The following is a 14,737-nucleotide window of genomic DNA, read 5'->3' as shown; positions in this document are numbered from 1 at the left end:
GTTAAGGAATAGTCTATTCTAAGCCTATATTATTATCAAACCCTTAGAATAAGTCCGTACTTTTATTATAAAAACTACGTATTAATACGTATTTTTTGTATTTTGCTTCGTGAAATTTGATGTTTATCATCAAAATAATTTGCAATGCGAAAAAAGAAGACAGAAAAGACCATTTGTTCCTATTGTGGAGTAGGCTGTGGTATTTTGGTTGATGTTGATGCCAAGGGTACCATATCGGTAACGGGAAATCCCGATTACCCAGCTAATAAGGGTATGTTGTGTTCAAAGGGGAGAAATCTAAATTATGTAGCACAAGATACTACTGATCGCATACTTTATCCTGAAATGCGATGGAGCAGGAACCATCCCATGCAGAGAATTTCTTGGGATACGGCTTTTGAGCGTGCAGCGGCAGTTTTTAAAAGTATTATCCAAAAGCATGGTCCCGATAGTGTTGGTTTTTACGTTTCGGGTCAATGTTTGACCGAGGAGTATTATCTGGCTAATAAAATCACCAAAGGTTTTATAGGAACGAATAATATCGACACCAACTCCCGCCTGTGTATGAGCTCGGCAGTGGTAGGTTATAAAAAAACCGTTGGGGAAGATTCCGTACCCATTTCCTATGAAGACATTGAGCTTGCCGATTGCTTTTTGATCGCTGGGGCAAATCCCGCATGGTGCCACCCTATCTTATATCGTAGATTGGAACAACGAAAAGCGGATAACCCGCAGGTAAAGGTAATCGTGGTCGACCCGCGGAAGACCCAGACAGCCGCCGCTGCGGATCTGCATTTGCAAATTCTTCCAGGAACCGACGTTATTTTGTTCAATGCCATTGCCCGATGGTTGATTGAAAAACGAAAAATCGATAAAAATTTCATAAAAAAGCATACCGTCAATTTCGAGGCATGTAAGCAAAGTGCCTTTACCCTTTCCATACGCCAAGCAGCTGAAAAATGTGGTGTTGCCATATCCGATATCCGGAAAGCTGCTGATTATATTGGAAACGCAGGTAAGTTTATCAGTATGTGGACCATGGGTTTAAATCAAAGCGTTATAGGGGTTGATAAAAATGTAGCCTTAATGAACCTGTCCTTATTGACCGGGCAGATCGGAAAACCAGGTTCTGGCCCTTTTTCATTGACCGGGCAGCCCAATGCCATGGGAGGAAGGGAAGTTGGGGGTATGGCCAGTCTTTTGGCGGCACATAAAGATCTGGGTAATCCCAGTCATAGAAAGGAAGTTGCCGAATTTTGGGGAGGTAAGGATATTAAACAAGAACCGGGCTATACGGCCACTGAAATGTTCGATGCCCTTGAAAAAGGTAAACTAAAAGCAATTTGGATCATTTGTACCAATCCTGTAGTGAGTATGCCCAATGCCCATAAAATAGAAAAGGCATTGAAAAAGGCCAGTTTTGTGGTTGTTCAGGATATTTCACATAACGCGGAGACAACCAAATATGCGGACTTGCTCTTGCCAGCTGCCGGCTGGTTGGAAAAAGAAGGGACCATGACCAATTCGGAAAGAAGGATAAGTCACTTGCCTAAAGTAATAGACGCTCCGGGTGAAGCAATGGCAGATGTAGAAATTCTATGGCGTTTTGCGAAAGCCATGGGTTTTGAAGGTTTCGATTACAATAATGCCGGTGAGGTGTTCGATGAGCATTGTCTACTTACAAAGGGCACGAATATCGATATCTCCGGTTTATCGTATGATAGATTAAAGAACGACGGGAGTTTTCAATGGCCCGTACCCCATGCGACGCACAAGGGTACGCCAAGACTGTTTACAGACTTTCAATTTCATACAAATGATAAAAAAGCACATTTCAATGCTCCGAAAAAGCTTTATAATACTTCCGAAGAAACCGATGCGGACTATCCGTTGGTATTGACTACAGGTAGGGTTAGGGATCAATGGCATACACGTACGAAAACAGGAAAAGTCAAACGTCTCCTTACACATATTCCGGAACCGTATTTGGAAATGAATAAAGTAGATGCCTATTTGCGTAATTTAAAGGAGGGGGATATTGCCGTAATAAAGAGTAGAAGGGGACAAGTACAGGTAAAAGTGAAGGTCAATTATGATATCAGGGAAAATGTGGTTTTCTTACCCATGCATTGGGGAAAAGTATTGAACAATGATTTCGGTAGGGCAAATAACATAACGAACGATATTGTGGATCCCATCTCAAAAGAACCGGATTTTAAGTACTGTGCCGTTCAAGTTTCAAGTTTTGTAAAACCAAAACAAAAGATAGTCGTTGTAGGTGCCGGTGCTGCGGCCTATCGCTTTATTCAATCGTATCGGGAGAAAGATTCGCATGATGAGGTGCGTGTGTTCTCAAAAGAGAAAGACCCGTTCTACAATCGGGTATTATTACCCGAATATGTTAGCGAGGAACTTTCATGGGAAGCTTTGGAAAAACTAAAAAAAGGGGAAGTTGCAAAATTGGGGGTCACCTTGCATTCAGGAGTTGGAATTATCGACATAGACGCTACGGATAAAACGGTTACCGACTCTAATAATGAAAAGCATAATTATGATATTCTGGTCATGGCTACGGGTAGTCGTGCTTTTGTGCCCAATGATGTACAAATGGATAGGCCCGGACGATTTACCATGCGCGAACGTACTGATGCCGATAGGTTGAGGCAATATTTGCAGAATACAGGGCTTCCGGCAGAAAAACAGCACGTTGTAATCGTAGGTGGTGGCTTGTTGGGTCTGGAATTAGCTGCGGCCCTTAAGAAAATAAATATAAATATCAGTATTGTTCAGCGTGCACCGAGATTAATGGAGCGGCAACTGGATAGTGTGGCCAGTAGACTTTTGGCCGAAGATGTTTCGGAAAGGAACATCAATCTATATTTCGACAATGAAGTCAGTACTGTTTTTGAGGAAAAAGGGAATGCGTTCAATCTACTTGTAAATCTTAAAACAGGTAGAACCTTACAATGTAATGCCATTGTATATGCCATAGGAACACGACCGAATATTGAGTTGGCTAAGGTCGCCAAATTAAACACAAGAAGGGGGGTTGTGGTAAATTCCTATTTACAAACCAGTGATCCCAACATTTTCGGACTTGGTGAAATCGCGGAGTTCGAGAATTCACTTTTCGGAATCACATCTGCGGTAGAACAACAGGCAGATATTGCCGCGAATTATATTTTAGGCGATTTCAGTAGTATTTATAAAGGCTCCGTGCTGATGAACATCCTAAAGTTCGAAAACCTTGATCTGTGCAGCATAGGTATGGTGAATGCCCCAAAAGAAGATCCCGGTTACGAGGAAATAATCTTAATGGATGTTAGTAAGCGCTTCTATAAAAAATGTATCGTAAAAGACGATACTTTGAAGGGTGCTATCTTAATGGGGGATAAAAACGAGTTTCCCGAATTTAAAAGATTGATTGAAGAGGAAATTGAACTTTCGGAAAAGAGGAACGAACTTCTTAGAGGGGCGACGAATACCGTTTCTTTAAAAGGGAAATTGGTCTGCTCTTGCAGCCAAGTGGGTGAAGGTAACATTGTCGATGCCATTTTGGGCGGGTGTTCCGATTTTAAGGAAATATGTTCGCAAACCGGAGCAGGGTTGGGCTGTGGAAGTTGTAAACCCGAAATAAAAGCTCTATTGGATAAGGAATTGAGTCTAAAGTAAAAAAAGTGTAAACCTAAAGGGAAGAAACATGAAAGACGATCTGCATCGCGTACTTTTAAAAGGAGGGGTTACATCCCCAGGAGAGTTGAAAGACATTATATCAATGCTTGAAACCGCTGGTTTAAAAGAAGTACATTTTGGGTCACGGCAAGACCTGTTGTTCCCTTTAAAAGAATATAAGGAGGGGGAAAAACTAGAGAATCTATCGAAATTCAATACGGATATTGTTGTTGATAGGGGGTATCAGAATATCGTGAGTTCCTATGTTTCCGCCGATGTATTCGACATGACCTATTGGTTAAAAGGCTCTACATACTTATATATTTTAGAGGGATTTGATTACCTGCCCCAATTAAAGATCAATATTACCGACCCAAAACAACGTTTGGTACCACTTTTTAGCGGCAACCTTAATTTCATTGCTTCCGAAAGTGAGGATTATTGGTATTTGAATGTAAAACTACCGCATTGGCAGAGCTCGGCCTATTATCCCGTTTTGGTCTATAGTTGGGATATGGTCACCATTTCCAAAACCATTGAAACTATTTATGAGGATATTTCTGATGTAGACGAACTATTCTATGTGTTGAGCAAGAAAATAGACACAAACAATAAAACAGTGGACAAACCATTGATCGTACCCTATCTTACCTTCCCTTATTATGAGGGTATGAACCGGATGGGAATTGATCAGTATTGGTTGGGATTATACTGGCGGAATAATAAATACGATCTTTCTTTCCTAAAAGAGTTTTGCGGATTTTGCTTGGACAATAGCATAGGGAAAATTTGTATTACCCCATGGAAATCGTTCATTGTAAAAGGAATCAAACAGGGTAGTCGACCTGAATTGGAACGTTTTTTGGGCCAATGGGGAATAAATATAAGGCATTCACAATTAGAGATGAACTGGCATGTGCCGGTAGATGATTCTGAAGCCTTGGAGCTCAAGAAATTCCTGGTACGTAGCTTCGACCAAAATGATATTAGTACTTACGGACTTACTTTCGGTATAAGTAACGATGTAGGGAAACGTTCACATTTTGCGTCGATTATCATTGAAAAGAATAGTGCTCCGACCCTAGTAAAGGATTTTGAGATCAGGCCGACTTATAATGTACTTCACTTCGAAAATTTTGATCCTAACAGTCAAAAATATCATGCTTATGCCCAAGATGTTGATAAAATTGAACTACCCGGACTACTCATGGAACTGAGTAAAAAGTATTTTGAACAACTAGGAAAGGCCAATGTTCAAAAAGAACCACAGGAAAAGAAAGAAGAGAAAATAATCCGATCCGTATACCAGTGCACCTCATGTTTTACAGTTTATGACGAATTCTATGGAGATGAAAAAGCTGGAATACCCAAGGACACGGCCTTTGTTGATTTACCCGAAGACTACCATTGTTCTGTATGTGAAGCCCCAAAAAAAGAGTTTGATGTTGTTGAACTTCAGATGGAAGGGGTGTAAGTATCATCTAACAGATTTTAACATTTAATATCTCAAAAAGAATAAATAAAGGGAGGCTAATTTGCGTCCCTTTATTTAATACATACGCTAAAAAAGTCGGCTACAGAATTAGGGTTGATTCATAAAACCGTATTATTCATATTTGAGATGGGAAACCAGATCCAACTTTAGGGCTTTTGCCGCTTGGGCCAGAATGATGGCTATGGTCAAAGTCAGCATGATAATAGGGGTAATAAGAAAGGGTGCCAGTGGAATATCGATGCGATAGGCAAAATCTTGCAGCCATCTATTCGATAGGTAAAATGAGATGGGGAGGGCAATGAATAATGCGATTATGGTGATTAGAATAAAGTCCTTGATGAGTCCGAACACCAACTCTTTTTCCGAGGCTCCCAAGGTTTTTTTAATGGCCACTTCCTTATAACGCAGTTGAACGGTGTGCGAGGCAATTGCGAACAACCCAAGCAATGAGATAAAAATCATCAGTATGGAGAGTCCGGTCACCAGTTTTTCCAATCGTTCGTGCTTGGAGAATAGTTCGGCAAAATTCTGGTCAAGAAACTCATATTTAAACGGAAAACGGGGTTCGATACGAGTAGTCCAGAATTTTTCGATTTCGTTCAAGGTGATTTTCACGTCCTGGTTGTTCAATTTTATCATTACAAAGGACGGTTTGCCCCAATCCCCATTATCACCTTTAAGATAGTTCATATATAAGGCAGGGTAGGCGCCTTCGTCAAACCCTTTGGAGATATAGTTATCGACTACGCCAATTATGGTGCCCTTATAGCCCCAATAGGAAACCTCTGTGCCAATAGGGTTTTCAAATCCGAATTTGTCCACCAATTTTTTGTTCACAATGATTTCATTCAAGAGTAAGGTATCCCCATCTGAATCCATTATGAATTTTGATCGATCTGTCTGCATCCAATCTTGAATGAAGTTTTTTCCTTCAGAAAGTTTTATGTCCATGGTGGGAAAATAGTCGGCATCGATAAAATGCATATCGGTCTGATAGCTTATTTCACGGTAATCAACATTTGAGTTTGAGCCATTTCCTGCATAGGTACCTGGGGGCCTTGTGGTAGTGGCCACCCTTTCAATTCCGTTCAGTTTGGTGAGTTCCTGTTTGAATGTTTCCATCTTTTTCCAGGTTTCCCCCCCATTCTGAATGCGTACGAATAGCATTTGGTCTTTTTGGAACCCCAGATCCTTATTGTTCATGTAATCCAATTGTGATTTTATGATGAATGCGGAAATCAGAAAGATCGCGGAAATACAAAATTGGAAGATGATCATGGTCTTTTTGAGGGTGTTTCCGCTTTTTGAACGCCCAAAATTGCCTTTCAACACTTTTACCGGATTGAAGTTTGAAAGGTGCATCCCAGGGAAAATGCCGGCGATAAAGACGAGTAACCCAATAATGCCTAACGCCCAGAACCACTTGTTGTACGGGTCAAGGATTTCCAATTCGGTGTTCATTAGGCTGTTGAACATGGGTAGAAGAATTTCTACCAGCGCCAAAGAGATTATGATGGCGAACAGGCATTGCAGGGTAACTTCAAAGATAAACTGCAATACGATTTTTGTTTTACTGGTGCCTAAGGTTTTTCGAACCGCAACTTCCTTGGCCCTTTGTGTTGAACCGGATATGCTCAGGTTTATAAAGTTGATCGAAGATATTACCAAGATAAGGAATGCCAATAAGGAAAGAATGAAAATGGTATTTGCCCCTTTGCCCTTATGGGCCTTTGAGAATAAGTGGATATCCCCTAAATTTTCTATCGACATTCGTTCTTCCTTCCCTTTTAGGTATTCTTCCCAAGAAATCCCCCAAGATTTATAGGTGTTTTCATCATAGAATTTATCGAATTTGGAAATGAAGGTACTGATATCGATGCCGGGATGTAACTTGAATAGGGCCGTATAGTTGAAGTTGCCCCAATGGTCCATATTGTCGGTTTTCTTTATCAACTTTAAGATTGCAGGCTGGGTTTCACTGGGATAACCTTTGGTCGTATACACCCCGGTTATGAGGTACGTTATAGGTTCGTTTCTGAAGAGGGCTTCTATTGTTTTGCCAACGGGATTGGTGTCCCCAAAAAGTTCAAAGGCGAATGTATCGCTTAAGACAAGTTCATTCTCATTTTTGAAAAGGTTCTCTTTTGTCCCATATTTAAAAGGATAAGGATAAAAATCAAAGAAATTGGGAGTGGTACCCATGGCTCCTTTCATCAGTTTTTTTCCATCGGAATTAAAGAGAATGCTTCCCATCCAATTCATCATCATGGCATCTTCCAATTCAGGGAGTTGTTCTTTGGCCGTTTTTACCATGATGCCTGGTGAGGTGGTCCATACTTCCCCATTGTCGAATAGGCGAATGGGCCTGTAGATATGCTCTAGGTTGGGATTCCATTTTTCATAACTCAATTCTTTGCTCACAAAAAGAATGACCATGATAAAACAGGTGATTCCCAAGGTAAGTCCAAGGGTATTGATGAGCGGGTAGAGCGGTCTTTTTTTTAGGTTCCAAAGGAAGATCTTAAGCCAGGAATTAATCATGAATGTTCGTTTTTTGATTGATTTAGATGATTTCTATTTGACGTTGATTTACTTTTTCGCCAACGATTATGCCATCACGCAGTGTTATGATTTTACTTGAAAAGCCAGCGTCGTAACTTGAGTGTGTCACCATAATGATGGTAGCACCTTGCGTGTTCAGCTCAGTCATTAATTCCAAAACCTCATTGCCGTTCTTACTGTCAAGGTTACCCGTGGGTTCGTCTGCCAAAATGAGTCTGGGTCTGTTCACCAATGCTCGGGCTACCGCGACGCGTTGTTGTTGGCCCCCTGATAGCTGTTGTGGGTAATGTTTGCTTCGGTGTGAAATATTAAGACGTTCCATAGCTTCTTCAACCCTGATTTTACGGTCTGCCTTGCCAATTTTATTGTAAACAAGGGGCAGTTCAATATTTTCATAAACACTTAGTTCGTCGATCAAATTGAAATTCTGGAACACAAAACCAATGTTCTGCTTTCTGAACATGGCACGGTCCCTTTCCTTTAATCCGAACATTTCCTTTTCTAAAAAAGAATAGCTACCCGTGTCAAAGGAATCCAAGAGACCTATAATGTTCAATAAAGTGGATTTTCCACATCCCGAGGGACCCATAATGGCCAGAAATTCACCCTCTTTGACTTCGAGGGAAATATCATTTACGGCTGTGGTCTCTACTTCCTCCGTGCTGTAGGTTTTACTTAAATTTTTAAGGTGTATCATAATTGAATGGTTCTAACTGATTGATGAATGTTTTATACTGTTTTTTGGTTTCTTAGTTTAATGCCAGTACATCTTTGTCCTTAAAGTCGTCATAGGATGAGGTAATTACCCTGTCGCCTTCAACAAGGCCCTCCAGTACTTGGTAAAAGTTGGCATTGGCCTTTCCAATGCTTATTTTCCGCTTCTTCGCAGTATTGTCATTGGTTAACACAAAGACATATTGTCCGCCCGATGATTGGTAAAATGAGCCCTTGGGAAGCAAAAGTGCCTTTTCTTTTTTATTGGATAAATAGATCTTAATGGGCAGTGTCATTCCCTGTTGTATGGTTTCGGGTGCTCTATCCTCGAAAACGAGTTCAATATCAAATTTGCCATTGATGACCTCGGCTACTACTTTTTCAACCTTTAGATGATATTGTTTATCGTTAAATTCCAAGAGGGCCATTTTTCCTGTTTTCAATTGATTGAAGTAATACTCATCGGCCCGAACCAAAAGTTTATATCCATCCTGCATGTCTACTTTTCCAATAAGTTCCCCTTTGTTATAGCTCTTTCCCAGTAAAGGGTTGAATGAAGATAATAGTCCGGTTGCGGGGGCTTTAACAATGAAATTTTCTTTGTTCTCTCGCAATTGTTCCAGGCTTTTTTCCATTTTTTCTATAGAGGCATTGATCAATCGTAACTGGGTTTCCCTATCCTTTTGTTCATTTTGCATGTATTTTTTGGTATTCTCTTGTTGTTTTCCTTGGAATTCGAAAGTCTCCTTTGATTTTAGATAATCATTTTTTGATATTACCCCTTTTCGGTACAATGTGGTGTCCATACGGTATTGTCGTGCAGCATTGTTGAAATTGTACGACATTTGAATAAGGTCCTTGTCCAGGGTCATTTGTTGGTTCTTAATCGATATCCGGGTGTTTCTGAGATTATTGATCTGTTCGATTATCGCTGTTTCCTGGGTGAGATAACTAAGTTCGGTATTGGGGTTGTAAAGTTCCAGTAAAAGTTCCCCTTCTTTGATAAGTGCACCATTTTGCCCGTGTATCTTTTTGACCGTGCCACTCTCAATAGTGTTTATTTGAAGGGTGTTCAGGGGTTGTACCTTTCCGTTGAAGAGGGCCATATCCTCAAAAGAATCATATTCCACGGTTTTTATACTTACCCTATCCCTGTCAATCGTTACTTTGTTGCCGGCCGCTAATGCCGACCATAATAACAGGCATAATAAAATGGCAAGTAGGGTATACAGGAGTATGCGTTTGAGAGGATTTTTTTTATGTTCGATCTTTCTGTCCATTAAGGTAATTTTTTCAACTTATCTTTAGCGTATATCATGCCAAAGGAAGAAGAAGCTGTTAAGTAGTTGTAAATCAGTATATAAAATTTTTTAACAGACAAATAAGTGTCCGTTTTCGGACACTTATTTGTACGATATCGAACATATCATTAAAATTGAATATGGGAAAAAAGAAACATACATTGTTATTGGTCGATGATGACCCGGACATCCTTTATTCCCTAAAGCTATTCTTAGGTCGTTTCTACAGTGAGGTTATTACCCTGTCAGATCCCAAGAAGATTATGTCGACCTTAAGTCAATCGGTGGTAGACTTGGTGTTGATGGACATGAATTTTAGAAGGGGGGAACAATCGGGAAACGAAGGGCTTTATTGGTTAAAACGTATCAATGAAGTTTCCCCGGAAACGGTAGTTGTTCTTATGACGGCCTATTCCAGTGTTGGTCTGGCTGTTGAAGGGATTAAACTAGGGGCATATGATTTTTTGTTGAAACCATGGGACAATGATAAACTTTTGGTGACCATTGATGGGGGTATTGCCCAGAGAAAATCCAAGAAACAAGGGGAAAAGTTCAAAAAGATAACCACCTCGTTAGATATTGATGGCCATAGGGTAATCGGAACATCAAAGACATTTAAGGAAGTGGTAAATATGGCTGAAAAAGTTGCTGACACCAATGCCAATGTACTACTGTTGGGGGAAAATGGAACAGGGAAATACGTTGTTGCCAAGATGTTGCACAACCTATCCTCGAGAAGGGATAAGATTTTCGCACATGTTGATCTTGGGTCATTGAACGGTAATCTTTTCGAGAGTGAATTGTTCGGTTATGCAAAAGGCGCTTTTACCGATGCCAAAGAGGATAGTATAGGACGATTTGAATTGGCTGATGAAGGAACCCTTTTTTTAGATGAAATCGGTAACTTGCCCATACACTTGCAGACCAAACTATTGGCAGTACTTCAAAACAGGAAAGTGGTACGTTTAGGGGAGTCTCGGGAACGAGCGATCGATGTCAGGATAATCTGTGCGACCAATATGGATCTACATGCTATGGTAGAACAGAAAGAATTCCGTCAGGACCTTTTGTATCGCATCAATACCATGGAGATACTTGTGCCGCCCCTTAGGGATCGTGTGGATGATATTCCGTTATTGGCCACTTTTTTCTTGGAAAGGAATAAGAAAAAATATCAAAAGGGGAAGTTACAATTTTCACCCGAGGCCATTGAGGCATTAAAGAATTACAGATGGCCGGGAAACGTTAGGGAACTCGAGCATATGGTTGAGCGGGCGGTGATTCTTTGTGATGAAAATGAGATATCGGAATCCGATCTGCATTTTGGCCCCCAAAGAAAAAAGGAAAATTTAATTGCAAGCCTTAATTTGGAGGAGACCGAAAGAATGTTGGTGGAAATGGCACTTGAAAAGCACCAGGGCAATGTCACCAATGCCGCAAGGGATTTAGGTATAACACGTGCAGCACTTTATCGCCGCATGGATAAATTTAAGCTGTAACCTACCATGCGAAAACTAGGTATTTCATTTATTTTATTGGTTGGGTTATCCCTTGCACTTACCGTTTGTGGAACGATCTTGGTCATGAAAGGATATCCATTCGTGGCCTTATTGGTCTTTGTATTGGCCATTTCGGCAGCCTATTCGTTTTTCGATAAAACCAAGGAAACCTTACTTCGAACGTCACAGACTTTACAGGCAATGGTACAGCAGGATCTCTCAGTAAAGATCCCTAAAAGCAAGCTCACCAAGAACATCGCGAAACCATTACAGGAACTCTTGGTGCAATCGCAGGAGACAAGGGCCCAGTCAGAATCAATGAAGTTGGTATACGAATCGATTATCGGGTCGATGGATACAGGGATATTGATTTTGAAGCAAGATTCGGAACGGATATTTTTTTCGAACAAAGCATTTTTCGAAATACTTGAATTACCACAGTATACCAATTGGTCAATGGCCAAGAAATATTTAAATGCCTTTGAAAAATTTTTGAATGAAGAAAGTTGGCGGAATTTAAGGGATGTTATCACATTGAAAATAAATGATAAAGAGGAAGTTTTTAGTTTGCGAACCTATACTTCCGAAATTTATGGCAACCGTTATCTCGTCGTAAATCTTGATCCCATTCAAAATATCATGGATCGCACGGAAAAGGAAGCTTGGTTTAATCTGATGAAGGTAATGAGTCATGAGATCATCAATACCATAGCCCCAATAACATCCTTGACCAATAACCTTGAATTTTTGATTGGGGAAGAAAGTCAAGGAGTGGGGGAGCACCAAAAGGATATAGAGCAGAGTCTATTGACCATAAAAAAAAGAACTTTACATCTTCTGGATTTCATTGAGAATTACCGACTCTTGGCAGAACTGCCAACACCCAAGCCCACTTGGTTCGTTATAGAGGAACTTTTTAGGCATAGCAAGACGTTCCTCTCCGGATTATTGAAAGAAAAGGGAATCCAAGTCGAGATTGATTTAGTGACAAAATCTTTACGTCTGTATGCAGATAAAAACCAGTTGGAGCAGGTGTTAATCAATTTAATGACGAATAGTGTTTATGCACTGCAAAACAGCGAACATCCCAAAATTTCGTTGAAAGCCTATCGGGCAAATACGTCAACGGTCATCGAAGTAAGCGATAATGGCCATGGTATAAAGGATTCGATCAAAAAGGAGGTTTTCGTTCCTTTTTTCACGACCCGAAATAATGGCTCTGGTATTGGCCTTAGCCTGAGCAGGAATATCATGAACGCACATTATGGGACGATCAACTTCCATTCCAATGGGCAATCAACCACATTTAAATTGACATTCAAGGATCAGGTGGATTAATGTTATCCGAGGTTTATTTAAGTACAGCCGTTACAGCAGTTCTTTTTTGAAAAAGGCAATGGTCCTATCCCATGCCAATTCTGCAGCTTCCCTATCATATCTTGGGGTAGTGTCGTTGTGAAACCCGTGATTGGCCTTTTCATAGATATAGGCTTCGTACCTTTTGCCGTGTGCTTTCAACGCAGCCTCATAGGCGGGCCACCCCGCGTTCACCCGTTTGTCCAATGCACCAAAATGCAATAGGAGGGGAGCGTTTATTTTATCAATATCCTCGGTAGGTTGTCCCCCATAAAAAGGAACGGCAGCCTCTAGATCAGCAACCTCAACGGCCATCATATTCGATATCCATCCTCCAAAACAAAATCCCACGACACCAACATGGCCATTGCAGTCAGGATGGTTTTTCAAATAGAGGAAGGCATTTATAAAGTCGGTCAGCATTTCGTCCCGATCACGTTTACGTTGCAATTCACGTCCGTCGTCATCGTTCCCGGGGTATCCGCCCAAGGGCGTAAGGGCATCAGGTGCCAAGGATATGAATCCGGCCAAGGCCGCACGCCGACCAACATCCTCGATATGCGGATTCAATCCTCGATTTTCATGTACCACGACAATGCCCGGAAGTTTTCCCGTGGCATCCGAAGGTTTTGAAAGTAATCCTTTTATGGATCCCCCTCCATTAGGGGAATCGTAATGGATGTACTCCGATTTTAATCGGGGGTCATCTTGCTTGATCTGTATTTTTTTGACATAATCGGGGGAAATGAAACTTAATAAAGATGGAAGGGTGAGCCCACCAACTGCATAGGTCGATAATTTATCAAGGAACAGTCTTCTACTTACCCTATTATGGGCGTAATCGTCATAGAGGTCGAACACTTCTTGTTTAATATCCTCTTTTTTTAATTTTTTCATATCCCGATGGTTTAAATGCCTGTTTGATTGAAAGATACAAAAACTTGAAGTATTTTTTATAATGCTTCGGTTCTCGTTTTTGGCTTTCGGTATTAAAGCGTAATTTTAATACAAATCAAATTCAGAATGGGAACACGAAGGGATTTTCTCGGAAAAATGTCGCTTACCGCGCTAAGCTTACCGATTTTATATAGTCCAACCAGTCTTTTTGCTGCCTGCGAACAACCTTATGACGGTCCCATGTTAAGGGTCGCGATCATGGGTTTGGGTAGCTATGGGACCAGGGTGGCAAAGGCAATGGTAGATTGTAAGCGGGCAAAATTGGTGGGGGTGATCAGTGGTACGCCTTCAAAAATCCTTAAATGGCAAGCTACATATGACATTCCACAAAAAAACTGCTATAACTATGATGATTTTGACGCCATAAAGGATAATCCCGATATCGACGCGGTTTATATTATAACTCCCAATGCACTTCATTGCGAGCAGGCCATTCGGGTTGCCAAGGCAGGCAAGCATGTAATCTGTGAAAAACCCATGGCGATCAATGCTGAAGAAGCAGAGCGGATGGTCAATGCGTGTAAAGACGCCAAGGTGAAACTATTGGTGGGTTACCGAATGCATTTTGAACCTAAAACAGTTGAGGTTATTCGAATGCGCCAAGCGGGTGAATTTGGGCAACCTAAATTTTTTCAAGGACAATCGGGATTCGTAATGGGTAATCCGAACCAATGGCGATTGGATAAAGAATTATCAGGTGGCGGTGCCATGATGGATATTGGTATCTATTCAATCAATGGCGCGCGATATATGTTGGGTGAGGAGCCTATTTGGATAACCGCCCAAGAAACCAAAACCGATCCGGTAAAGTTCAAGGAAGGTATTGATGAGACCATAACATTTCAAATGGGCTTCCCCAGCGGTGCGGTGGCATCTTGTCTTTCAACCTATGCCATGAACCATTTGGATCGTTTTTATATGACCGGAGAAAAAGGTTGGGTAGAAATGAGACCCTCCACGGGGTATGGTCCTATCAAAGGACGAACACATAAAGGGGAACTACTTCAGCCCCATATTACACATCAAACGTTGCAGATGGATGGTATGGCCCAACTCATTTTTGAAGATGTTCAGCCCTTGGTCCCTGTTGATGGGGAGGAAGGATTAAGGGATATGAAAATTATCGACGCTATTTATAAGGCCGTTAAAACAGGGGGAAAAGTTGATTTATAAAAATTTCT

Annotated in this window: 9 protein-coding genes; 5 read left to right on the top strand and 4 right to left on the bottom strand. The window is 41.0% G+C overall.

Annotated elements, in window-relative coordinates; translation table 11 throughout:
- The first annotated feature begins 144 nt into the window (after window positions 1–144).
- Entirely contained in the window at window positions 145–3,672 is a 3,528-nt protein-coding gene (locus GJ691_RS05550) for a nitrate reductase (RefSeq protein ID WP_154364615.1), read from the top strand.
- A gap of 28 nt (window positions 3,673–3,700) precedes the next feature.
- Window positions 3,701–5,146, top strand: a complete 1,446-nt coding sequence (locus tag GJ691_RS05545; RefSeq protein WP_154364613.1) for a rubredoxin — start codon at window positions 3,701–3,703, stop codon at window positions 5,144–5,146.
- A gap of 132 nt (window positions 5,147–5,278) precedes the next feature.
- Here GJ691_RS05545 and GJ691_RS05540 read toward each other — a convergent pair whose 3' ends face one another.
- The 3 genes from GJ691_RS05540 to GJ691_RS05530 are packed head-to-tail and all read right to left on the bottom strand — an operon-like array spanning window position 5,279 to window position 9,723.
- Window positions 5,279–7,708: an ABC transporter permease gene (locus GJ691_RS05540; RefSeq protein WP_154364611.1), complete on the bottom strand. Its 2,430-nt coding sequence runs from the start codon at window positions 7,706–7,708 to the stop codon at window positions 5,279–5,281.
- Between the two features lie 22 nt (window positions 7,709–7,730).
- Window positions 7,731–8,426 (bottom strand): ABC transporter ATP-binding protein, encoded by a 696-nt coding sequence (locus GJ691_RS05535; RefSeq protein ID WP_154364609.1) that lies wholly within the window; start codon window positions 8,424–8,426, stop codon window positions 7,731–7,733.
- A 52-nt stretch (window positions 8,427–8,478) separates the two neighbouring features.
- Window positions 8,479–9,723, bottom strand: a complete 1,245-nt coding sequence (locus GJ691_RS05530) for an efflux RND transporter periplasmic adaptor subunit (RefSeq protein ID WP_154364607.1) — start codon at window positions 9,721–9,723, stop codon at window positions 8,479–8,481.
- Window positions 9,724–9,884: 161 nt separating this feature from the next.
- Here GJ691_RS05530 and GJ691_RS05525 point away from each other — a divergent pair, with 161 nt between their 5' ends.
- Window positions 9,885–11,243, top strand: coding sequence for a sigma-54-dependent transcriptional regulator (locus GJ691_RS05525; RefSeq protein WP_154364605.1), 1,359 nt, complete (start codon window positions 9,885–9,887; stop codon window positions 11,241–11,243).
- Window positions 11,244–11,249: 6 nt separating this feature from the next.
- Window positions 11,250–12,581: a sensor histidine kinase gene (locus GJ691_RS05520; RefSeq protein WP_154364603.1), complete on the top strand. Its 1,332-nt coding sequence runs from the start codon at window positions 11,250–11,252 to the stop codon at window positions 12,579–12,581.
- A 30-nt stretch (window positions 12,582–12,611) separates the two neighbouring features.
- Here the strand turns inward: GJ691_RS05520 and GJ691_RS05515 are convergent, their stop codons facing one another.
- Window positions 12,612–13,496, bottom strand: coding sequence for a dienelactone hydrolase family protein (locus GJ691_RS05515; RefSeq protein WP_154364601.1), 885 nt, complete (start codon window positions 13,494–13,496; stop codon window positions 12,612–12,614).
- A gap of 126 nt (window positions 13,497–13,622) precedes the next feature.
- On the opposite strand from GJ691_RS05515, the gene GJ691_RS05510 reads away from it, so the two are divergent.
- Complete coding sequence (locus GJ691_RS05510; protein ID WP_154364599.1) at window positions 13,623–14,729, top strand: Gfo/Idh/MocA family protein; 1,107 nt, start codon at window positions 13,623–13,625, stop codon at window positions 14,727–14,729.
- The last annotated feature ends 8 nt before the right edge of the window (window positions 14,730–14,737 follow it).

Origin of the sequence: Maribacter luteus, from assembly GCF_009674825.1 — a bacterium.
Classification (GTDB): Bacteria; Bacteroidota; Bacteroidia; order Flavobacteriales; family Flavobacteriaceae; genus Maribacter_A; species Maribacter_A luteus.
The sequence above is the reverse complement of the archived record's forward strand: the minus strand, read 5'-3'. Positions and strand labels throughout refer to the sequence as shown.

Coding starts and splice junctions, on each gene's coding strand:
- GJ691_RS05550 (WP_154364615.1), top strand. CDS start 145: ATGCGAAAAAAGAAGACAGAAAAGACCATTTGTTCCTATTGTGGAGTA.
- GJ691_RS05545 (WP_154364613.1), top strand. CDS start 3,701: ATGAAAGACGATCTGCATCGCGTACTTTTAAAAGGAGGGGTTACATCC.
- GJ691_RS05540 (WP_154364611.1), bottom strand. CDS start 7,708: ATGATTAATTCCTGGCTTAAGATCTTCCTTTGGAACCTAAAAAAAAGA.
- GJ691_RS05535 (WP_154364609.1), bottom strand. CDS start 8,426: ATGATACACCTTAAAAATTTAAGTAAAACCTACAGCACGGAGGAAGTA.
- GJ691_RS05530 (WP_154364607.1), bottom strand. CDS start 9,723: ATGGACAGAAAGATCGAACATAAAAAAAATCCTCTCAAACGCATACTC.
- GJ691_RS05525 (WP_154364605.1), top strand. CDS start 9,885: ATGGGAAAAAAGAAACATACATTGTTATTGGTCGATGATGACCCGGAC.
- GJ691_RS05520 (WP_154364603.1), top strand. CDS start 11,250: ATGCGAAAACTAGGTATTTCATTTATTTTATTGGTTGGGTTATCCCTT.
- GJ691_RS05515 (WP_154364601.1), bottom strand. CDS start 13,496: ATGAAAAAATTAAAAAAAGAGGATATTAAACAAGAAGTGTTCGACCTC.
- GJ691_RS05510 (WP_154364599.1), top strand. CDS start 13,623: ATGGGAACACGAAGGGATTTTCTCGGAAAAATGTCGCTTACCGCGCTA.